At 66.5% G+C, this 21,124-nt stretch carries 21 protein-coding genes and 1 pseudogene; 11 read left to right on the top strand and 11 right to left on the bottom strand.

Features of this window, described 5'->3' with window-relative positions:
* The first annotated feature begins 182 nt into the window (after window positions 1-182).
* The 4 genes from NMLP_RS08770 to moaA all read left to right on the top strand — a co-directional run bounded on the left by NMLP_RS08770 (window position 183) and on the right by moaA (window position 3,634).
* On the top strand, window positions 183-1,451 hold the full coding sequence (locus NMLP_RS08770; RefSeq protein WP_015409759.1) for a tRNA pseudouridine(54/55) synthase Pus10: 1,269 nt from the start codon (window positions 183-185) through the stop codon (window positions 1,449-1,451).
* Between the two features lie 100 nt (window positions 1,452-1,551).
* The gene (locus NMLP_RS08765; RefSeq protein ID WP_049926360.1) at window positions 1,552-1,785 is read left to right on the top strand and encodes a hypothetical protein; all 234 of its coding nucleotides are present in this window, start codon (window positions 1,552-1,554) and stop codon (window positions 1,783-1,785) included.
* Between the two features lie 94 nt (window positions 1,786-1,879).
* Window positions 1,880-2,167, top strand: a complete 288-nt coding sequence (locus NMLP_RS08760; protein ID WP_015409757.1) for a helix-turn-helix domain-containing protein — start codon at window positions 1,880-1,882, stop codon at window positions 2,165-2,167.
* A gap of 471 nt (window positions 2,168-2,638) precedes the next feature.
* A complete protein-coding gene (gene moaA / locus NMLP_RS08755; RefSeq protein WP_015409756.1) occupies window positions 2,639-3,634 on the top strand; it encodes a GTP 3',8-cyclase MoaA in 996 nt (331 codons plus the stop codon).
* A 16-nt stretch (window positions 3,635-3,650) separates the two neighbouring features.
* Here moaA and NMLP_RS08750 read toward each other — a convergent pair whose 3' ends face one another.
* Together NMLP_RS08750 and NMLP_RS08745 are read right to left on the bottom strand one after the other, a co-directional pair.
* A complete protein-coding gene (locus tag NMLP_RS08750; protein WP_015409755.1) occupies window positions 3,651-4,520 on the bottom strand; it encodes an SDR family oxidoreductase in 870 nt (289 codons plus the stop codon).
* Window positions 4,521-4,621: 101 nt separating this feature from the next.
* Entirely contained in the window at window positions 4,622-5,080 is a 459-nt protein-coding gene (locus NMLP_RS08745; protein ID WP_015409754.1) for a hypothetical protein, read from the bottom strand.
* Between the two features lie 212 nt (window positions 5,081-5,292).
* Between NMLP_RS08745 and NMLP_RS08740 the strand changes: the two genes are divergently transcribed.
* On the top strand, window positions 5,293-5,568 hold the full coding sequence (locus tag NMLP_RS08740) for a winged helix-turn-helix transcriptional regulator (protein WP_049926358.1): 276 nt from the start codon (window positions 5,293-5,295) through the stop codon (window positions 5,566-5,568).
* A 5-nt stretch (window positions 5,569-5,573) separates the two neighbouring features.
* On the opposite strand, the gene NMLP_RS08735 is transcribed toward NMLP_RS08740, so the two are convergent.
* Together NMLP_RS08735 and NMLP_RS08730 are read right to left on the bottom strand one after the other, a co-directional pair.
* On the bottom strand, window positions 5,574-6,656 hold the full coding sequence (locus NMLP_RS08735; protein ID WP_015409753.1) for a sensor histidine kinase: 1,083 nt from the start codon (window positions 6,654-6,656) through the stop codon (window positions 5,574-5,576).
* A 261-nt stretch (window positions 6,657-6,917) separates the two neighbouring features.
* Entirely contained in the window at window positions 6,918-7,955 is a 1,038-nt protein-coding gene (locus NMLP_RS08730; protein WP_015409752.1) for a tyrosine--tRNA ligase, read from the bottom strand.
* A 368-nt stretch (window positions 7,956-8,323) separates the two neighbouring features.
* On the opposite strand from NMLP_RS08730, the gene NMLP_RS08725 reads away from it, so the two are divergent.
* Window positions 8,324-8,569, top strand: a complete 246-nt coding sequence (locus NMLP_RS08725) for a small CPxCG-related zinc finger protein (RefSeq protein WP_015409751.1) — start codon at window positions 8,324-8,326, stop codon at window positions 8,567-8,569.
* Here NMLP_RS08725 and NMLP_RS16280 read toward each other — a convergent pair.
* Window positions 8,553-8,831, bottom strand: a complete 279-nt coding sequence (locus tag NMLP_RS16280; RefSeq protein WP_231857225.1) for a hypothetical protein — start codon at window positions 8,829-8,831, stop codon at window positions 8,553-8,555. The two genes, NMLP_RS08725 and NMLP_RS16280, sit on opposite strands and share 17 nt — an antisense overlap.
* Before the next feature lie 56 nt (window positions 8,832-8,887).
* On the opposite strand from NMLP_RS16280, the gene NMLP_RS15440 reads away from it, so the two are divergent.
* Together NMLP_RS15440 and NMLP_RS08720 are read left to right on the top strand one after the other, a co-directional pair.
* Window positions 8,888-9,046 carry a hypothetical protein gene (locus NMLP_RS15440; protein ID WP_160169591.1) on the top strand — a complete coding sequence of 53 codons (159 nt, stop codon included), beginning with the start codon at window positions 8,888-8,890 and terminating at the stop codon, window positions 9,044-9,046.
* 131 nt (window positions 9,047-9,177) lie between these two features.
* The gene (locus tag NMLP_RS08720) at window positions 9,178-10,284 is read left to right on the top strand and encodes a polymer-forming cytoskeletal protein (RefSeq protein WP_015409750.1); all 1,107 of its coding nucleotides are present in this window, start codon (window positions 9,178-9,180) and stop codon (window positions 10,282-10,284) included.
* Window positions 10,285-10,624: 340 nt separating this feature from the next.
* Here NMLP_RS08720 and NMLP_RS08715 read toward each other — a convergent pair whose 3' ends face one another.
* From NMLP_RS08715 to NMLP_RS08705, 3 genes and pseudogenes are all read right to left on the bottom strand, one after another.
* A complete protein-coding gene (locus NMLP_RS08715; protein WP_015409749.1) occupies window positions 10,625-11,884 on the bottom strand; it encodes a Glu/Leu/Phe/Val family dehydrogenase in 1,260 nt (419 codons plus the stop codon).
* 57 nt (window positions 11,885-11,941) lie between these two features.
* Window positions 11,942-12,779, bottom strand: a pseudogene (locus NMLP_RS16185) (HpcH/HpaI aldolase/citrate lyase family protein).
* A 118-nt stretch (window positions 12,780-12,897) separates the two neighbouring features.
* Complete coding sequence (locus NMLP_RS08705; RefSeq protein ID WP_015409748.1) at window positions 12,898-15,027, bottom strand: thioredoxin domain-containing protein; 2,130 nt, start codon at window positions 15,025-15,027, stop codon at window positions 12,898-12,900.
* 161 nt (window positions 15,028-15,188) lie between these two features.
* Between NMLP_RS08705 and NMLP_RS08700 the strand changes: the two genes are divergently transcribed.
* Both NMLP_RS08700 and purD read left to right on the top strand, forming a co-directional pair.
* The gene (locus NMLP_RS08700; protein ID WP_015409747.1) at window positions 15,189-15,968 is read left to right on the top strand and encodes a hypothetical protein; all 780 of its coding nucleotides are present in this window, start codon (window positions 15,189-15,191) and stop codon (window positions 15,966-15,968) included.
* Between the two features lie 150 nt (window positions 15,969-16,118).
* Window positions 16,119-17,414: a phosphoribosylamine--glycine ligase gene (purD, locus tag NMLP_RS08695; RefSeq protein ID WP_015409746.1), complete on the top strand. Its 1,296-nt coding sequence runs from the start codon at window positions 16,119-16,121 to the stop codon at window positions 17,412-17,414.
* Window positions 17,415-17,473: 59 nt separating this feature from the next.
* On the opposite strand, the gene NMLP_RS08690 is transcribed toward purD, so the two are convergent.
* The 3 genes from NMLP_RS08690 to NMLP_RS08680 all read right to left on the bottom strand — a co-directional run bounded on the left by NMLP_RS08690 (window position 17,474) and on the right by NMLP_RS08680 (window position 20,196).
* Window positions 17,474-18,076 carry an LURP-one-related/scramblase family protein gene (locus NMLP_RS08690; protein WP_049926354.1) on the bottom strand — a complete coding sequence of 201 codons (603 nt, stop codon included), beginning with the start codon at window positions 18,074-18,076 and terminating at the stop codon, window positions 17,474-17,476.
* A 177-nt stretch (window positions 18,077-18,253) separates the two neighbouring features.
* Window positions 18,254-19,108 (bottom strand): ZIP family metal transporter, encoded by an 855-nt coding sequence (locus NMLP_RS08685; RefSeq protein WP_015409744.1) that lies wholly within the window; start codon window positions 19,106-19,108, stop codon window positions 18,254-18,256.
* 38 nt (window positions 19,109-19,146) lie between these two features.
* Entirely contained in the window at window positions 19,147-20,196 is a 1,050-nt protein-coding gene (locus tag NMLP_RS08680) for a hypothetical protein (RefSeq protein WP_015409743.1), read from the bottom strand.
* A 147-nt stretch (window positions 20,197-20,343) separates the two neighbouring features.
* On the opposite strand from NMLP_RS08680, the gene NMLP_RS08675 reads away from it, so the two are divergent.
* Window positions 20,344-21,102 carry an SDR family NAD(P)-dependent oxidoreductase gene (locus NMLP_RS08675; protein ID WP_015409742.1) on the top strand — a complete coding sequence of 253 codons (759 nt, stop codon included), beginning with the start codon at window positions 20,344-20,346 and terminating at the stop codon, window positions 21,100-21,102.
* Window positions 21,103-21,124: the final 22 nt, after the last annotated feature.

Below are 21,124 nucleotides of genomic sequence, written 5' to 3'. Positions count from 1 at the left end.
AGCGCTTCCTCCCGACGGCCCTCGCGCTGTACACCCGCCTCGGCGGGCCGCCGGCGGTGGTCAGCTCACGGCGGGTCTGCCGCCGGCATCGTATATAAATCGGTCGTCGAATCGAGAGGGGCGAACGGCCCCTCGGGCCGGAGAACGCAACACCGAAGGCCGCGCGGCGGCGAGTGTACCTAATGAGCCTCATCGACGACACTCGCGAACTCCTGGCTACGGGGCCGCTCTGTAACGCCTGTCTCGGCCGTCCCGTCGCCGACCGGAGCTTCGGGCTGACGAACGAGGCCCGGGGCCGCGCGATGCGGACGGCTCTCGCCCTCGAAGACGACGAACCCTACGAGGAACCTGACGAGCCCTGTTGGGTGTGTGAGGGGCTCTGCAACCGGTTCGACACCCTCGCTGACCGCGCCATCGAGGCCCTCGGCGCGACCGAGCTGTACACCTACCAAATCGGGACCCGGGTACCGCCGTTACTCGAGGAGAACGACCGTCTGCTCCGCATCGACGCGGGGTTCGACCCCGAAGCCGGCGAGGAGTTGCGCGCCGAACTCAACCGCGAGGTCGGCCGCCGCGTCGGTCGCCGTCTCGGTGCCGATGTGGACTTTCACCGCCCTGACGTGCAGTTTTTGATCGATCTGGAGGCCGACGAGATCGAACTCCAGCGCAACTCCGTCTCCATCTACGGTCGCTATCGGAAACTGAAACGGGACATCCCACAGACCGAGTGGGAGAAGTTCGACGAGAGCGTCGAAGAGCTCGTCGCGCCGCCGTTTTTGAGCGCCTTCCGCGGGACGGTGGCGGTGTTTCACGGCGCCGGCCGCGAGGACGTCGACGCGTTGATGCTCGGCTCCGGACGCCCCTTCGTCCTCGAAATCAAACAGCCTCGCCGGCGCGACGCCGACCTGACGGAGCTCCGGACGGCGGTCAACGAGGGCACCGACGGAACGGTCGAAATCGAGGGACTGACTCGCGTGACTCACGACATGATCGAGCGGGTCAAGGGCCACGACGGCTCGAAGACCTACCGGGCGACGATCGACTTCGTCGAGCCGGTGGCGACGGCGGATTTCGAGGCCGCGCTCGACGAGCTCGAGGGGGCGACGATCGAACAGCGCACGCCGAACCGGGTCGACCACCGACGGGCCGACCTCGTCAGAGAACGGACCGTCCTCGACGTCGAGGGCTCGCTGACCGACGAGTACACCGCGACGGTCGAGGTCCACGGCGAGGGGGGATTATATATAAAAGAGCTCGTGAGCGGCGACGACGGACGGACCGAGCCGAGCCTCGCGAGGCTGCTCGGCGTCGGGGCCACAGTAGCGGCTCTCGACGTGCTCGACGTCGAAGGCGTCGACGAGCCGTTTTTGACGACCGAGTTCCATCTCGACCGGGACGGTGACCCGGTCTCCGTCGAGGACGCGTCCTCGGCCGATCGGACGACCGAATAGCGATTCCGGCATAATAAAGGTACATTCTGACACACCGCGTGTTATGAGCGACGGGTATAATACCGGTGGTTTTCATCGCTGAATCACTGAAAAAATGAGTATGGATGACGGATATGCCGGCGACGTCGCCGATTGGGTCGTGTTGAAATCCATCCAGATGGCAAACGACGCGTCGATGGGCGCGATGGAGCAGTACCTCCTCGCTGCGACCTATCCCGGGGCGGTCGGAAACCCAGAACGGACATACGAACTGCTCGAGCGGGCGATCACCCGCCACGAGCGGGCTATCGAACACCTCGAGCTGGCGGCGTCGGCAATCGATGCCGAAACGTGAGTCCCCTCGCGGACCGTTCGCGACCCCTGCTCTGGCGGACGCCGACGGCCGATAATATAAAAAACTGGAAGCGCCAATCTGGACACACCCCACTATGAAATTGGCTTCCCCCACCGATTTCGACATCTTGGAGTCGCTCTCCGACGGCAGGCGAAACACCGCGGCGAACATCGCTATCGACATCGACCGTGACCGCGCCTACATCAACACGCGGTTGCCCCTCCTCGCCGACCACGGCCTGCTCGAACGCATCGGGCCAGCCCCCAACAGCGGGCTCTACGAAATAACGCCGAAGGGACAGCTCGCGGCTCGACACCGAGAGGCGTATCACGACGACGACACCGACTTCGAGGCGCTCCTCGAGTCGGAACTCGGTTCCTGAGCCGGCAGCCCCGCTCGCGCCCTCGTTCCGCCGCCGTTCTGTCGGGCCCTCGCCGCCGGAGTTGTCTAATATCCTCTCGGAGGGGACACGGACGCCCGTTGGCGGCATCGCAACCGGTCGCGGACGACGCGTCCTGTGTTCGCCCACGGCGTCGTGTGGTCCACACGGCCACGGATCGCGCGCTCTACGGCTCCTCAGGCGTTCCGACCCCGCGGTGGTTCGGCTCGGAGCCGACTCGATGGGCCCCGGCGAGGACGGCGGTGCCGGAAGCCTCGTCCCCACCTCGACAGCCGAACCGACCGACAAGAGCATGTTCGTCGCTGCGGCTGTGTCGGCTCCATCGCTGTGGGTTTTCGTCTCTCGCCCGCCGCACCTAGTCGGCCGGCAGTTCAGCCCACACGTAACCAAAATACGTTTCGAATCGGGGCTTCGCGGCGTCGATTTTAAGAACGTCTGCCCCGAGGACTGTGTATGCTCGAAGACGGGTTCGGCCGCGAAACCACCGGTGTCAGGATCTCGTTGACCGACCGGTGTAACTTCGATTGTGTCTACTGCCACAACGAGGGCCTAGGCGACACCCGGGGACCGATGGAGCCGGCCGACGCCGAGATGTCGACCGACGACGTCGTCCGATTTCTGGAGGTCGCCGACGAGTTCGACATCGAAAAGGCGAAATTCACCGGAGGTGAGCCGCTGCTTCGGGAGGATCTCGAGGAAATCGTTCGGCGGACGCCGGATGGCATCGACACCTCGGTGACGACAAACGGGACGTTCTTGCCCGAGCGCGCCGAGGGCCTCGTCGAGGCGGGGCTCGAACGAGTCAACGTCTCCCAGGACGCGCTTTCCCCGGAGGCATTCCAGGAGGTCACGAAGAGTACGGCTTACGACGAGGTGATGGCGGGCATCGACGCCGCCCTCGGGGCCGGCCTCGATCCCGTCAAACTCAACATGGTCGTCTTCGAGCACACCGCGGGCTACGTCCCGGAGATGGTCGACCACGTCGCCGAGAACGAGGGGTTGCAGCTCCAGCTCATCGAATATATGCCCGAACTCGCCGGGCGCCCCGAGTGGGCCGTCGACATCGATCGCGTTCACGGGTGGCTCGAAGAGCAGGCCGACCGGGTCGAGCGCCGCGAGATGCACGGGCGGCGCCGGTACTTCGTCGGCGAGGACGACCCGGACCTACCCGGCGGGATGGTCGAGATCGTCGACCCCGTCGGCAACGCCGACTTCTGTGCGAACTGCCACCGCGTTCGGGTGACCCACGAGGGGTATCTGAAGGGCTGTCTCAACCGCAACGACGACCTCAAAAGCATGGGCGAAATGACGAAACCCGAGATCCGCGAGACGTTCCGGGAAACCGTCGACGAGCGCGTCCCCTACTACGGCGAGTACATGATCAAAGACGACGACGGCGAGTGGGTTTTCAACGAAAAGTACCTCGAGACGGAGCACCTCGAGGCCTGAGTGTGCCCGGCGCCGGTCACTCGTAGGTGTGCGTGTAGCCGCCGTCCCAGAGCAGGTCGGCGCCGTTGAGGTGTTTGCCGTGTTTCGAGAAGCCGAACGTAAAGAGGTTCGCGACCTCGGCGGGAGTCAACATCTCCTTGCCACGAGCCTGTCCGAGCATGACGTCCTCGACGACCTCCCGTTCGGAGATGCCGCGCTCCTCGGCGGTGTCCTCGATCTGGTTCATCATGAGCGGCGTCAACACGTAGCCCGCGCTGACAGAAAAGCCCCGGAGCGTGCCCTCGCCTTCGGCAGCGATCGCCCGGGTGAGTCCCTCGAGACCGTGTTTGGCGGTGATGTAGGCGGCCTTGTCCTGGGTGGCGTACTGACCGTGGACCGACGACATATTCGCGATCGCGCCGACGCCGTCCCCGGTCGCCCGGATGTGTGGCATGGCGAACTTCGCCGTCATGAAGGGAGCCCGAAGCATCACGTCGAGCAACAGATCGTACTTCTCCGGAGGGAACTCGGGGATGGGCGAGATGTACTGCATACCGGCGATGCTGGCGACGTACCGGAGCTCGCCCGCCTCCGCGGCCGTCTCGACCATCGCCTCGACGTCACCGTCGTCGGTGAGATCCGTCGGGAGCGGTCGCACCGTTCCGTCGACGCCGACGGCGGCGGCGAGGTCGACGGTCCCCTCGAGGCCGGCCTCGTCGATGTCGGCCCCGACGACAGTGAGACCGTTGGCCGCCAACGCGACCGCGGTCGCACGACCGATCCCCGAGGCCGCCCCCGTCACGATGGCGACCGACGCCGGCTCGAAGTGCGGGTCCTCGACGAACAACAGGTCGTCGGCTGTCAGTTCCGGCTCGGTCAGTTCAAACGCGTCGGCAGGTGTGTTCACGCACGTCAATACAGAACGGGGGATAACAGTGTTTGGTATTCGCTCTGTCGGTACAGTCACCCACCGTCCGGACGGCGACGCGACGTCGGGGTCGCCGGTACTCAGTCGCCGGCCGGTACGTGCGGCGGCCCGAGATCCTCCATCGCCCACGTGACGACCCGCGCCTCGACGAGGTCCCGTTCCTCGACGTGGGGATCGTCCGCCTCGTACCGTTCGAGAACGTCGGCCGCGTTCTCGAGTAGGTCCCGCTCAAGGGGTCGCTGGTCCGGCTCGGCCCGGTTCGCGTTCAGCAGTGCCTCGAAGTCCTCCCGCAGGACGAAGGACGCACGACCGGCGTTACACCGCGGCAGGGGGCTCAGTCCGGTTTCGAGGACGAGGTCCCGCACCGTCTCCCAGTCGTCCTGACAGAAATATAGCGTTACTTCTCCTTCGATGTCCTGCCAGGCGATCGGGCCAGCGTGTTTCAGTTGCTGGATCGCCCGCGGTGGGATCTCGATCCGGTGGGCGGTCTCGGGTCGCCCACAGAGACAGCAGGGTTTCTCCGTCCGTCCGGTGTACATACGATCCAATACGGCCAGTGCCTGCTTGGGTGTGTCGCCTCCGGCGGTTCCGCCGAGGGGATGTCGGGCGGGGGAGGTCCAGTTCAGGGAGGGGATGTCGGGCGGGGGAGGTCCGATTCGAGCGGGGTGGATATTTATCAGCCCCCACCGTACGACGGCACATATCGAACGCGCGAAAACTGGTCGACTCGTCGTGTCCGGTCGCCGAGTCGATGGAGCAGATCGGCTCGAAGTGGCGCCTGCTGGTTCTCCACGACCTCCGGGACGGCGAAAAGCGGTTCAACGAGCTCAAGCGATCGACGGACGCGAGCTCCCGGACGCTCCCGCGGGTCCTCGAACACCTCCCGGAAACGGGGGTCGTCGAGCGCCGTCTTGAGGAAGACGCCCCGGTTGCGACGTACTACTCGCTCGCGGAGACGGGACGATCGCTGTGTCCCGTCTTCGACGAGATAGAGGCGTGGGCCGACGACTGGCTCGGCGGGACCTGAGTGCGCTACCGTCCGTTGTCGGCGCCGTCCGGGGCCGAGAGCGGCTCGGATCGGCGCAACCGCAAGCGGACGCAGTTCCCGCCGACGTCGCTCTCCTCGAAGGAGAGTCGCCCGCCGGAGCGCTCGACGGTCCACTTGATGAGCCACAACCCGAGTCCGCGGCCGTGGTGTGTCTGTGTGATCTCGGACTCGCCGGTGATCACCTCCCGCTCGGCCGACGGAATGAGTGGCCCGTCGTCCTCGACCGTCAGGTCGAGCCACTCCGTCTCCGGCCCCGGCTCGATTCGGACCACGACCCGCGGATCGGACGCGGGGTTGTGCTCGATGGCGTTCTCGACCAGTCCGTCGATTGCCCCCCGAAACCCCGTCGTCACGACGACCGCGGACGACTCTGGAATATCGGTTTCGATCCTCGCCGACGGGTGACACTCGCGGAAGCGCCCGACGACGTTGCGGAGGACGGGCACGACATCGACCGTGGTGGCGCCGGCGGCCCGGGTGTCGAGTACGCGGTTGATTTGCATCGCCTCGTCGCTGAGTTCCCGCAGCTCCGTGGCCGCTTCCCGTGCTTCCTCCCCCGCCCGCTCTACCCTCTCGTCCCCCGTGTCGATCCCCGAGAGCAGCAGCTCGACGTTGCCGCCGATTACGGACGCCTTGTTGCGCAGGTTGTGCCGGAGGAGGCGGTTCAACACTTTCAGCTGGCGCTCGCGTTGTGTCGTCTCCGTCAGGTCGGTGTACACCGCGTAGCCGTCGACGATGTCCTCCGAGTCGGCGTAGGGGACCCCGCGATAGAGGAACTCCCGAAGTCCCGAGGCCGTCTGTCGTTGGACCTGCTGGTAATTTATTTCGCCGTCCGCGGTCCGTTGGTCCAACTCCGACGCCTCCTCGCGGCGCCACGGCGGGACGATCCGCTCGTTCAATTTGGTCCCGAGCACCTCGTCTCTTGGATATCCGAACTGCTCGGTGAACGCTTCGTTGACACCCCGAACGACCGGCTCCCCGTCGACCAACTCGAAGGCGACGACGGCGTCCTGAATGTGTTCGATCAGGTATCGTAGCCCATCGACCGACGCAGTATCCGGTAACATACTCAGGAGGGTCGTACTGTCGGCCGGGGTGTTGGACGGCGACGCGACCGCGACGACGCCGTCGGTCGGAGCATGCGTCGTCTGTCCGTCGATTCGGTCGACCGACGCCAGCCGGCCGTCCGAGCCACTCGTCGCTCGCCGCCTTCGGGATCGCCCATCGTACCAACGTATGTCGTGATAACTGAATAAATGTACCGAGTATCGCAAAATAAGTCACGAAAAGATAGCGCACGGCCCGCCGGACCGCATCTGCTCGCTATGTCACCCGTGAATGTCGGGGTACGCCGACGCGAGGAGTTCGGGCTCCTCCGAAAGACGCTCGCGGACCGGATCGATGACCTCGGAGATCGCAGCCGCCACCGCGGGCTTGAGGTCGGCGGGGTGAAGCTCCCCGGAGACGAAATCCGACTCGAGGGCGTCGTAGCCGTCGTAGGCGAGGTCGCCGCCGTACTCCTCGGGGCGCTCGACGACAAACGAGCGGCCGCGCTCCTCGAGGACCGGGAAGACGAGAAACCGGAGGTACTCCAAAACGCCGTTGTCCTCGGCCTCGCCCGCGGGGCAGTAGGCACCGCCGATCTTCTCTTCGACCGCGTCGTCGTCGTCGGTGAGGTTGATCTTCGAGTCGGCCTCCGAAGCGGACATCTTTCCGCCGGAGAGCCCCGACAGAAGCGGTGCGAACACGCAGGCGGGTTTGTCGTAGCCCTGTGCTGGAAGCTGCTCGCGGGCGAGCATGTAGATGCCGCGCTGGTCGATCCCGCCGTAAGCGATGTCGGCCTCGAGGGCGGCGACGTCGAGGGCCTGCATGAGTGTGTAGACGAGCCCGCCGAGCGCGGGGTTCTCGGACTGTCTGACGACCTCGCTGCCGGCGCGCTGGGCCCGCGAGAGCGTCGTCTCGGCGAGCATTCGGTAGAGGTCCATCGTGTATGGGGCCTCGAGTTGGAACTCCGTGCCCCGGACGAAGGAGACGCCCGAGGGGTCCGCGCCGGCGGCGTCGATCATCGCCTCGATCGCGGTCCGGTAGTACTCCGATCGGGCGTCCAGGAGCCCGAAGGGGCTTTTGGTGTCGTCGAGATGCGCGTGGAGGTCGGCGACCAACACCGTCACGTCGACACCCGCCTCGAGGAAATCGGCGAGCTTCCGCATCGTGGTAAAGTGGCCGATGTGCATCTCGCCGGTCGGGGCGTAGCCGACGTACGCCGTCGGCTCCCCGGACCCCTCGAACAACGCCTCGATCTCGGATTCCGCGATGACCTCCTCCGTGAACCGCGTGACCAGTCCGGTCCGCTCGGCCGTGTTCATAGGTGTGGTTCCGCGAGACGGCCGATAAAACGTTCGGGTGGCCGGGCGCGTGCACTGAGTTGTCGTGTCCCGTGTCGGGGGTGCGGTCAGACCCTGGGTGCGCGGCCTGCCGGGGCGGCACCGGATCCCGAGACCGCGTGCCCTATAGTAACCATCGCAAGTGATTACACATCGATCGCACTGCCGTCGTGCGATCGAGTGTGCAGTGTCTTCCGATCGCTACTATACGTGCTCGACGTCGGCCTGTGAACCGATCCCGCCCGAACGCTGTCGACGGCCGCAATCGACAGTTCCAGCGTGCTGTGTCCGTCTCGCGGGTCGACGAACGAACGGGTACTTATAAGAGGTTCGGCGGCGGAGATCCGGATATGACGTACACGTGTAAAGCCTGTAAACGGACGTTTACTGACGAACTCCAGTACGAACTCCACCGCGACACCTGCTCGTCGGAGCAACTCGTCTGCGAACGCTGTGGCGAACGCTTCGCCGAGCGGGCGGCAACCCGGGACGGTTGGCACTACGTCTGCCCCAACGACGACTGCGAGGGGGCGGGGATCGACGAAGACCTCCACGCTGTAGGGGACTTCAGCGTCGCAGCTAGCGCAAACCGATAGCACCGACACCCCTGCTCGGGTACCGAGGTCTATACACTGTAGTCGGAACCGTCGGACGTGACCTCCTCCTCGCCGCAAACGGCGAGGAGGGTGTCACTTTGAAAAGCCTCGCACCCAGAGCGCGACCGAAGTCGCCGAGAGCCTCGGCGTCTCCCGGCAGGCCTTCGACCAGGTTCTCCGGGCAGCCCAGCGGAATCTGTTCGGGGACCTGTTCGGCGGCGACTGAGCACCAAAGGTCGTCCGCCGTGTGTCCTGTTATCATTGCGCTTTTTACAAGCACAGGGGATAAAAATGCGGTATGGTCTCTAGAAACACAATATGCGGGACATACGGGCCGCGGGGTGGCCATCGAGTGGGGGCGTCTCGCTCGCGCCGGATCTCACCCTCAGAGACGAGTACGACCAAGCCATCGGAATCGCATCACTCGATGTGCCGGGAGCCGCAAGTCGGTGTGCAAACCGCGGCACCCGCGTGTGAACGGCCAGTTGAGCCCACAGTGACTTCCGTTATTGATACCACAGTCTCCCGTCTTAAACGTCGATTTTAGCGTACCGATCTGTTATCACAGAGCCGCTACTCGCCCCCGACAACGAGGCCTGGCACGAAGAATGTCTCACTCTGTCCAGTGGTTCGGTCGACTCGCCGTGTTGATCGTCGTCGGTCTCCTTTGTCTGTCGAGTTCGATCGGCGTCGTCCACGCACAGGATCAACGAACGGGTGGCTCGATCACGGTCGGCCCCGAGGAGACACGTGACGGTGATCTCGAGGTGACAGCTGGTACCGTCCTAATCGCTGGCTCGGTCGATGGTGACCTGACCGCGACTGGTGGATCGGTGACGGTGACGGGTAATGTGACTGGCGACGCGACGGCAACAGGGGGGGCCGTAGTCGTCGAGGGAACCATCGACGGCGACCTGACGGCAACTGGCGGCGAGGTCCACGTCCGAGACGGCGCGGCCGTCGGTGGCGCCCTCGAGGCGACCGGCGGAACCGTCACCGTCGACGGGACGGTCGATGACACGACGCGACTCGACGGCGAATCGGTGACGGTCGGCCCAACTGCGATCATCGAAGACGAGTTGAGATACAGCGGCAACGAGACGGCCATCTCCGACGACGCCGAAATCGCGGGTGAAATAACCGAAACCGACCGCAACACGGGGCCAGTGCCGTTTTCGAACGGATCGCTGCCGGATCTCCCTGCTGGGGCCGTGACGCCACTTCTCAACGTGTACCTGTTTCTCGCGAATTTCTTGCTTGGAGCCATCGCGCTGGTGGCTGCGCCCCGGTTCAGTGATCGGGTGGCCGATCGAGGCATCGATCGACCGATCGCCAGCGGCGGTGTCGGCGTGGCGACGCTAATCGGAATACCGTTCATTATCGGTGCGTTAGCCCTGTCTATCGTCGGTATTCCGCTCGCAGTTATCGCCAGCTACAGCTCCGTCTTCCTCCTGTGGCTCGGACTGGTCTATGGGGCGTTCGTGATCGGTACATGGGGGCTGTCCGTATTCGGGTACGGCCATCGATGGGGCGGGCTCGCGTTGGGGTTAGCGGTCGTCAGTCTCGCCAACGCACTCCCGTACGTGAGCGTTCTGTTGATCGCAATCGCGCTACTCGGGGTTGGGGCGTTTATGAATTCGCTCTACGAGTGGCGGTCCACGAGCGACGATACGGAAGAGTCGGCTCCGACTCCCGTGGCACCCAATGAGCCGTGAACGCTCCCGGCTTGTCCGTCCCCGCTGGTCGCTCCGTGGGGACGGGACGGGGCATTCTCGCTGTGTCTTTCAAGCAGGCGTACAAACTGTTCCGCTAAATGCTGGGACCGTACGATTAGAGTTGACTGATAACAAAACACCGCTCCCGGGCGAACAGGGACGGGCCTCAATTCTGTTCGTGTCCGACCCCGAGGCGCTCAGGGACTGGGTGGACGCCCGTCACCGTGACGTCCGCTCTGCACCGGGTTCCGTCCCCACGGTTGGACGGGGGGAGTAGCGGTTCCGTGAGACAGGTCGTGGCGTTCGAACTCCCGCCGTAATAGACGCGCGGACGACCGTCTCAGGGCCAACGGCCCGCTTCCTCGGAGGCGTTCAGCACCCGCTGGAGCGCGACGACGTAGGCGGCCGTGCGGAAGTTCGGGAGGTCGTACGCCTCATAACACTCCACGAGACCGTCGAACGCCTCGACGATGTGACGCTTTAGCTCCTCGTTGACGCGTGATTCGGTCCAGTAGAACCGCTGGCGGTTCTGGACCCACTCGAAGTACGAGACGGTGACCCCGCCCGCGTTGGCGAGGATGTCGGGGACGACGGTGACGTCCCGGTCAGTGAGGACGTCGTCGGCCTCCGGCGTCAGGGGGCCGTTGGCCGCCTCGACGATCACGTCGGCGTCCACCTCCGTCGCCAACTCGCCGTCGATGGCGTTCTCCAGGGCCGCCGGAACGAGCAAATCGACGTCGAGGGCAAGAAGCTCCTCGTTGGTTAGCTCCTTGCTCGCGCCCGGATAGCCCGTCACGGAGCCGGTTTCGTTTTTATATTCCTTGGCCGCCTCGGCGTCGAGGCCGTCGGGGTTGTAGACGGCCCCCGAGGAGTCCGACACCGCAACGACGGTCGCGCCGTGGTCGGCTTCGAGGAGCTTCGCCGCGACGCTGCCGGCGTTGCCGTACCCCTGGACCGCAACGGAGGCGTCGGGGAGGTCCTTACCGAGGTAATCGAACGTCTCGCGGGCGGTGAGCATCGTCGAGCGGCCGGTCGCCTCGACGCGGCCCGCCGATCCGCCGGAGTCGATCGCCTTCCCGGTAATGACGCCCGGCGCGGTCGTGTTCTCCAGCGTCTCGTAGGTGTCTTTGATCCAGTTCATCTCCCGCTGGCCGGTGTTGACGTCAGGCGCGGGGATGTCCCGGTCCTCTCCGATGAGAGGGCGGAGTTCGGTGGCGAACGCGCGGGTGATCCGCTCGAGTTCGGCCGCGGAGTGCGCCCGCGGGTCGATGACGATGCCGCCCTTCCCGCCGCCATAGGGGATATCGACGACGGCGCACTTGTACACCATCCAGCCCGACAGCGCCTTCACCTCGTCGCGGGAGACGCCCGGGTGATATCGGATCCCGCCTTTATAAGGTCCCCGGTCGCCGTTGAACTGCGAGCGGTAGGCCCGGAACACCCCGACCGACCCGTCGTCGAGTTCGACCGAGAGGTTCGCCTCGAGGACTCGCTCGGGGTTTTTTATCCGCTCGAGCACGCCGTCGTCGACGTCGATGTGCGCTGCGGCGTCGTCGATCTGTTCTTGAAGGCTCTCGAAAGGATTTATGTCGTCGGACATACAGCAGTGGTTGTCCAGCCTTTTTATAAGCGTGGCGACCCGCCCCCGACGGATCGGTCAGTCTCTCTCCGCCGCCTCGTGGCGCTCGGGGACCGTTTCCGCCCGCGAGATCAGCGGGGCGTCGACCATCTCGTCGTCGACGCGAGCGACGCCGCGCCCCTTCTGTTCGGCCGCATCGGCCGCCGTGAGCACGCACTTGGCCCACTCGACGTTCTCCGGAGGCGGCGTGAACGCCTCGTTTATGATCTCGACCTGCGCCGGGTGTATCGCCATCTTGCCGTCGTAGCCGAGCTGTCTGGCAACCCCGGCCTCCGATTTGAGGTGGTCTTCGGCCCCGATGTCGGTCACGAGCGTGTCGACGGCGTCGACGCCGGCCGCGCCGGGCGCCAACACGTCGTGTTGGCGGGCGTGAGCGATTTCCGCTCCCCTTCCGTTCGCGTCGCGCCGATGTCCACAACCCCGAACGCGACCGCCTCGACCGGGTCGGCGGCCGCGATGTCCTCGGCGCCGAGAACCCCGGCGGCCGACTCACACAGCGCGATGACCGGGCGGTCGTGGCCACGGGCGGCGACCAGCTCGTGGATCGCACGGACGTCCCCGGCTGACTCGGCTTCCGGACCGCGATCGAGTCGAGGCGCGGATCGTTGGCCGCGATGGCCTCGGCGTCCAGTGCCGCGGTCTCCGGGTCGGGGTTGAGCCGCACGCACACCTCACAGTCGGGCTCGAACGCCGGGTCGCCGAGGACGCCGGCGACGGCCTCGCGGGCGGCTGCCTTCGCCTCGGGGACGACCGCGTCCTCGAGGTCGAAGACAACGGTGTCGGCGCCGGTGTGCGGTGCGTTGCGCATCAGTTCCGGTCGATCCCCGGGCGAGAACAGGACGCTCCGTCGAGCCATGGGTGCGTCTACTCCGCGGCCGATATACATTACGCGGGGGAAAGGTCGTCCGTTCGGCTCGTTCCGCTCCGTCGCGGCTGCGGGCCGTTGGATCACATACCGCCGCGTCCGTGCCGTATCAGTCCTCGGCCTCGCGCAGCCACTCGATCGCCTCCTCGATGTCGTGCGTCGGCGGCGAGCAGGTGAACGACCGGCAGGCGTACACCGTCTCCCGCCCGTCGACGGCGTCCCGCCCGGCCCAGATCGGCGGGGCGTCTTCGAGACCGATCGCGTCGAGCCACGCCGACAGCCCCGATTCAGTGGGCGGCCGAACTGAGAGGGTCCGCCCCGGGAGGTACGTCCCCGAGAGCGCCTCGCGCCAGGCCGGCGGCAGTTCCCCGGCGGCGACGGTCAACTCGGGGCTGCCCACGGACCGGTCGATGGCGGCGAGCGTGAGCGAGGTGTGCGTGATTGGGTTCGACTCCAGCGTCGACGCGTGGGTCTCGAGGACCGAGTCCACGACCGCGTCGAATCCGGCGTCGGGGTCGAACGCCGACAGCGCCGCGAGCAGCTGGACGGCGACACCCGTACTCGAGGGCGTCGAGCTATCGGCGAGCTGCTGGGGCCGGGCGATGAGTTCCTCGCCGCCGGTCGGCGTGAAATAGAGCGTCCCCTCGGACTCCTCATAGAAGGACGCCCGGATGGCGCGTCCGAGCTGCAGCGCGAACTGGAGGTGCTCGACGTCCCCGGTCGCCTGATAGAGGTCGAACGCGCCGCGGCCGAGGTACGCGTAATCCTCGAGATAGCCCGAAATCCCGACCTCGCCGCGCTCGAAGCGGCGGTTGAGCCGTCCGACGTCCCCGTCTTGCGTTCCTTCGTCCTCCCAGAGCCGGTCGCGACAGAACTCTAGGGCCGCCTCCGCGAGGTCGGCGTAGGTCGGATTGAGCGCGAGCGCTCCCTCGGCAAGCGCGGAGATCATCAGCCCGTTCCAGCCCGCCAACACCTTCCCGTCGCGGGGGGGTCGCGGGCGGGACTCGCGGGCCTCGAAGAGCTGCGATCGGGCCGTCTCGAGCAGCGCTTCGACGCTGTCGGTGTCCATCACGGCGTCGGCCGCGAGCTCTCCGATGGGCGTCGACTCGGTGAGGACGGTCGTCCCGTTCTCGAAGTTCCCCGAGTCGGTGACGCCGTAGCGCTCACAGAACAGCTCGGCCGCGGTCGGATCGTCCACCGCCTCCCGGACCGTCTCGGGCGTCCAGACGTAGAACGCCCCCTCCTCCCTCGATCCCGTACTGTCCTCGCTTTCGGCGTCCAGCGTCGAGTAGAAACCGCCGTCGGGGTGGGTCAACTCCCGTTCGAGGAACGCGAACGTCTCGCTGGCGATCTCGGCGTAGCGCTCCTCGCCGGTCAGCCGATACCCCGCGAGGAACGCGCGGGGGATCTCGGCGTTGTCGTAGAGCATCTTCTCGAAGTGCGGCACCGTCCACTCGCGGTCGACGCAGTAGCGATGGAAACCGCCGCCGACGTGGTCGTAGAGCCCCCCCGAGGCCATCGCGTCGAGCGTCTCGAGGGCGACGTCGCGGTAGGTGTCGCGGTCGGTCGCGTCGTAGGCCCGGAGGAGGAGATGGATCCGGCCCGGATGGGGGAACTTTTGCCCCTGTCCCCACCCGCCCGCCTCCCGGTCGGCCCCTCTGACGGCCGCGTTGGCGGCGGTATCGAGAAAGCCCTCGCCGGGCGCTTCGCCCGAACGGTCGGGCGTCCCCTCGAGTTCTCCTTTCGTCGAACTCGCCCACTGATCTGCCTGGGACTCGAGACGGGAGCGCCCCTCGGGATCGTTCCAGGAGTCAGCGATGTCGCCGAGGACGGAGCCGAACGACGGCATATTCGCCGTCGCCTCGGGGGGAAAATAGGTGCCGACGTGGAACGGCTTGCCCTCCGGCGTGAGCCACACCGACAGCGGCCACCCGCCCGACCCCCGGACCATCTGACAGACGTTCATATAGAGCGTGTCGACGTCCGGGCGTTCCTCGCGGTCGACCTTGATCGGAACGAACGCCTCGTTGAGTGTTTCCGCGATCTCGGGGTCCTCGAAGCTCTCGTCGGCCATCACGTGACACCAGTGGCAGGCGGCGTAGCCGATCGAGAGGAAGATCGGGGCGTCTCGCTCCCGTGCGAGTTCGAGCGCCGCCTCGTCCCAGGGCTGCCAGGCGACGGGGTTATCGGCGTGTTGGCGCAGATACGGCGAGGCGGCCTCGTCGAGGCGGTTTTCCATACCCCGGCTCCGCGCTCGCGATACTAAACGCCGCGGCTTTCGACAGCGTTTTGTTCGTATCATCGCCGGCGGAACGGCCCGTCCACCGGCCCGCCCGCTTGCCCGTCCGCCGACGCGCCGCAACAGCACGTTATTTGAGACGCCGACGTGTCGGGTCGGACATGGAACGATCGCGCAGGGACGTACTCGGGGCAGGCGGGGCGTTGCTCGCGAGCGCGGGCCTCGCCGGTTGTATCGAAGAGCGCGTGACGCGACGCGAGACGCAGGCCACCGACTCGATGACGTGGGCGCTCTCGCCCGACGACGAGGGGGTCGCCCTCGACGGCGAGGGCTTCGAGGACTACGTCGGGCGGATGGCCGATCGGTACGGCGACAGCGGCGTCCGCGGGACCGACTTCGAGGCCCCGGACGGGTTCGGGATCGCCTACGTCGGCCGGTACGCGATCACGCGGACGACGCCGGGCAGCCCCACGGAGGGCGAGTTCGATCTCGTTCCCGAGGCCGTCGAGCCCGAAGCGCCGATGCTGATCGCCGACGCGTGTCTCGCCCGCTACGACCTCGGGGCGGATCGCTACCGCTATTGGCTGTGGATCGCCGCCGACCCGACGGACGGCCGCCTCGTCCGAGACGTAAACCTGACCACGCTGTCGGCCGGGCTCCGACTCGACGCCGGGACGGTCGTCGACGCCGCCACGCCGACGACCGACGGTTCGGACGGTACCGTCGGGCTCGAATCCCCCCCGTCGGGGTCGTTCCCGGTCCGGGGCGGCACGCTCGATACGACGACCGTCCGCGAGGCCGGCGGAAGCTACACGACCGAGTGGGATGGGACCCTCAACGCCCCGCAGTCTGCGGTCGGCGTCTGCGAGGTCGAGCGACCCGGCGCGTACGACTTCTCGTGGACGATGTCGCTCGGCTACGGCTTCGAGGAGACGGTCTAGCGGGGCCGGCGTCCGATCGTCACCCGGTCGCTCCGTCCCGCGCGCTCCCGGTTCGACGGCGGTCCGCGGCCCGCGTCGTATCCACGTTCGTGTACAGCGGCCCGACGGCGAAGGGCAACGTTTACACGTCCGTGTGTCGCGCTTTCGCGTATGACGGAAACCGTACTTCTCGTCGGCGGCGGCGGTCGCGAACACGCCATCGCCCGCGCGGTCGCCGGGTCCGAGGCGGCCGAACTGTACGCGTGCGCCTCCAACCGGAATCCAGGGATCGCGTCGCTCGCCGAGGGATACGCCGAGATCGGCGAGACGGACGGCGACTCGATCGTCGAGTACGCCGAGTCGGTGGGGGCGACGCTGGCCGCGATCGGTCCCGAGTCGGCGCTGAATGCGGGGATCGCCGACGCCCTCGACGAGGCCGGGATTTACGCGTTCGGCCCGCGACGGGCGGAGGCCCGCATCGAGACGGACAAGGCGTTTCAGCGGGAGTTCATGGCCGAGGAGTCGATTCCGGGGTGTCCCGACTTCGCCACGTTCGAGGCGGCCGAAGCGGCCGCCGAGTACATCCGCGAGCACGACGGCGACCTCGCGATCAAGCCGCGGGGGCTGACAGGCGGCAAGGGCGTCCGGGTCATCGGCGACCAGATCACGGCCGAGGAGGGCGTCGAGTACGTCCTCGAGAGCGACTACGAGTCGTTCGTCCTGGAGGAGCGACTCGTCGGCGAGGAGTTCACGATCCAGGCGTTCGTCGCCGACGGCGAGTACCGCGTCTCGCCGGCCGTTCAAGATCACAAGCGCGCTTACGAGGGCGACGAGGGGCCGAACACCGGCGGAATGGGCTCCTACAGCGACGCGACGCCCGAACTGCCGTTCATGACCGCCTCGGAGTACGACGCGGCCGTCGATGTGATCGACGCCGTCGTCGAAGCGATGCCCGAGTACAAGGGCATCCTCTACGGTCAGTTCATGCTGACTACGGAGGGACCGAAAGTCGTCGAATTCAACGCCCGCTTCGGCGATCCGGAGGCGATGAACACACTCCCCGTCCTCGAGACGGACTTCGTCGAGTTGCTCGTCGCGGCCCGCGAGGGCGAGTCCCTGCCGGCGTTGTCGTTCGCCGAGCGCGCAACGGTGTGCAAGTACGCCGTCCCCGACGGCTACCCGACCGACCCCGAGGCCGGCGCGAAGGTGGCCATCGACGCCGACAGCGCCGGGGACGCATCGCTGTTCTACGCGAGCGTCGACGCCCGCGAAGACGGCATCTACACGACCACCTCCCGGTCGTTCGCCGTCGTCGGTCTCGCCGACTCGATCCCCGCGGCCGAAGCGGTTGTCAAGGACGCTTTCGAGCGGACCGGCACTGAGGGGCTCCGCGTCCGACACGACATCGGGAAACCCGAACTGATAAAAAAACGGATCGACCACATGGACGAGTTGCGCGGACAGTAAGCGTATGGTAGAAGTGCGTCTCACGACGTGACAACTTCTTCCGTGCCCACTCTGCCCGTTCAGTTGTTTTCGAGTGCGTCGAGGACGCAGGCGGCGGCGATTACTGCTTCCTTCGGGACGTTGCCCGCGTCGTCGATACTGACCGTGTAGGTGTCCCGCAGCGAGAACTGCCCCTCGATGTCGCCGACGTGGTCGCCGTCCGCATCGAATATCTCGTATTTATTCGGGACGAGATTCGCGACGGAGACGAGGTGACGGAGCGCCGAGAGGAGCCTGTTTTTGGATCGAATCCTCGCCAGCGGCGCTCCGGTCTCGGGGTCCCGGATCGTCCAGTTCTCGACGAGCAGCGAGAGGTCCTCGTCGAGAGCGACGACCTCCTCGCCGGTACCGGCGTCTGTGATGGCGTAGGTTCCGGCGATGTCCACGATACCGCCCGCTTTCACGGTGAACGCGTCCTCGCCGTCGCCGGCCACGAACGGGAACTCCTCTTTCATCTTAAACAGCTTCTGCTTCCCGCGCAGGACGGTCTCACCGACGCTATCGCGGACGACGTACTTGTTCCGGATCGCCGACTGCTTGACCACGTAGCGGTCGTCGTTCAGATCAACCGTGGAGATATCGTACGTCTCGACCGCCGAGTCGGTAGTGGAGGGTTCTGACACACACGGGATCTGGCCCACACTCCGAAAAAAGCTTTCTGCCCGCCCGGGGTGTTCGGTCGTCGAATCGATACCACCATCGGTAATCTAAACGATAGATAGTTATAAATACGTCGCCCACGCCGGGGGCATCTCCGGGGTGTTTCATCGAGACCCAGCCCGGGTGAATGTGGGTAGTTCTCAACCGGCCAGCGCGATATCCAGATACACCATGATGACGACACCGGCCATGAGCCCGAGCGTCGCCACGCGTTCGTATCCGCTTCGGTGCGTCTCGGGGATGATCTCGTCGGAGATCACGAACAGCATCGCCCCCGCCGCGAACCCCATCGCGTACGGCAACAGTGGCTCGATCGTCGCCACGGCGACGGTGCCGAGCACCGCGAGTGGGATCTCGACGACCCCGGCCCGGACCCCGGCGACGGCGGCGTACAGCCGGCGGTCGAGACCGGCGTTTATTGCCGCCACGGACACGGCAAGCCCCTCCGGGACGTTCTGGAGGCCGATAGCAAGCATCAACGACAGCGCGGCCCCGAGCTGTGCCGGATCGCCTGCCGCCGCCCCGAACCCGACACCGACCGCCAGCCCCTCTGGCATGTTGTGCAACGTGATCGCCAGAATGAACAGGACCACACCCGCCAGACGCTCCTCACTGGCGGGAAGCGTCTCGGCCGGTTCCGCTGCATCCGTCCGGCGCTCGCCCGTCAGGAGGTAGTGCGCGTGCGGCACGAGCACGTCGGCCCGGTCGAGAAACAGCGCACCCAGCACGACACCCACCAGCGTCGGGATCGGGTTCCCCCCGGAGTACTGTTCGATACCGGGGATGATGAGGCTGCTGAAGGCCGCGGCCAGCATGACGCCGGCCGCGAACCCGAGCATGCCGTCGAGAGCTCGTTCGGAAGGGTTCCGCCAGACGAGGACGAGAGATGCGCCGAGGATATTCATCGAGGCGATGACGAGCCCTCCGGCGAGAGCCTGTATCGCTGGTGAGGGCCCGACGAGTCGGACGAACGCCTCGGTGAACCCAGCGAGCATTGGCTACCCTATCGAACACGACCGATATAAACCGGTGGCTAGTCGATTCCCTCGGCCGCTTCGTCGCGGACCGCCCGTGCGGTCTCGAGTGTTTCTCGGATCGGCCCGAGCAGCGACGACTCGACGGGCTCGACGCTCGCCGGCGGATCGGCCGACTCGATCGTCGACTCGGCCGCCTCCAGGTCCTCGGAGGCAAGAGTGGAGAGGCTAAACGCCCGCTCGTCGTCGTTGCCGAGTTCGCCTTCCGCGTCGTCGACGTCAGAGAACGCCGAGGGGACCGCCTCGAGTGCATCGTGGTACGTCCCGAGCGTCGCCGCCCCCGCTTCCAGGCGATCGAGCAGGTCGCCGTGGCCGCCGGTCTGTAGCGCTGTCCGCTCGGCGCCGCTCGCCGCCTCGATCGGCTCCAGGGCCGTCCGTGCCGTCTCGATCGCATCGGTGGTCTCGCTCCGGCGCTCGCCCAGCTCCTCGTGGTTGGATTCGGCAAGACGATAGGCCCGCTGGTCGGCCAGCTCGACGACCGATTCGGCCGATCGATACCCCCGAGCGAGTCGCTGGTGAGCGTCGACCGCCGCCCGGAGGGTGCCGATCTCCGCCCCGAGCAACCCGGTGAGCCGCTGGAATCGGTCGTCGTCGATCCTCCGGCGGCTGGCCCGCGAGGTCGCCCCGGAGAGCCGGTCGTTCGCGGTGGAGAGCTCGCGGCTGATGTCGATCCGGTCGGGTTCGGCCGACAGCGACACCGACGCCAGCGGCGTCCCGGCGTCGGGATCGCCCCCGGCGGAATCCGCGTACATTTCGACGGCCGCGTCGATGCGGTCCCTGGCCGCCGTCAGCGACTCCCGGATCAACTCCGGGAGTTCCGATTCGCGGTCCCGCAGGTCCGGCTCTTCGGGGGTGGCCTCCTCAACCGGTGTGTCGGTCTCTGTCGGCGTCGGTTCCTCGGTCGCTGTCGGTTCGCCGCTCGGCGTCGGCTCTTCGGCCGGTGTGCCCGTTTCCCCGTCCGCTTCGGAATCCGCATCCAACGCGTCGCTACAGCCCGCGAGTGCCGCGGACCCGAGGAGAGCACAGACGCGCCGGCGAGTGGGGACCATATCGATCGATACGCAGCGGTATCTGAAAAACCCGACGGGCGGTTGCGTGCGCTGTCGGGGGGCTACCGTTTCTCTCGTCGGTCTCGGGCGCCCGGAGTGGCCGGTTCGCACAGTCTTTTGTGTCGAACCCGCTTTGCGTGAGGTGGTATGTCCGACACGACTGCAGCACTCGAGGGGCAGGTCGCACTCGTCACCGGGGCCTCCTCCGGCATCGGCAGGGCGACGGCCGCCGAACTCGCCGCAGCGGGCGCAAGCGTCGCACTCGCAGCCAGACGCGAGGGCGAACTCGAGACCCTCGCCCGGGAGATCGAGTCGGAGGGCGGCGAGGCGCTCGTCGTTCCCACTGACGTGACCGACGAGGAGCAACTCGAGGCGATGATCGAGACCACCGTCGCGGAGTTCGGCAGCCTCGACGTCCTCGTGAACAACGCCGGCGTGATGTTGCTTGAAGCTGTCGCGGACGCGGACACGGACAACTGGCGACAGATGATCGAAGTCAACCTCCTCGCAGTGATGAACGCGACCCACGCCGCCCTCCCGGTCATGCGAGAGCAGGGTCGTGGCCACGTCGTGAACGTCTCTTCGGTCGCCGGCCGGCAGGCGATCGCGAGCGCGAGCGGCTACAACGCAACCAAGTTCGGCGTCAACGGGTTCACCGAGGCGTTCAGACAGGAGGTCGCCGAGGACGGTATCCGGACGACGCTGATCGAGCCCGGGATCGTCGACACCGAACTCCAAGAGCACATCCCGGACGAGGAGATCAAACGCGAGACCGAGGCGTGGGTCGACTCCCTCGACCCGCTCACCGGCCAGGACATCGCGGAGACGATCCGGTTTGCAGCGACGCGACCGCCCCACGTCAGCGTCAACGAACTGCTCGTCCGTCCGACCCAACAGGAGATGTGAACGCGGGGCTGTGAATCGGCCG

This window comes from Natronomonas moolapensis 8.8.11 (genome assembly GCF_000591055.1).
In the GTDB taxonomy this organism is placed as follows: domain Archaea; phylum Halobacteriota; class Halobacteria; order Halobacteriales; family Haloarculaceae; genus Natronomonas; species Natronomonas moolapensis.
This window is presented reverse-complemented; position numbering and strand designations above follow the sequence as displayed.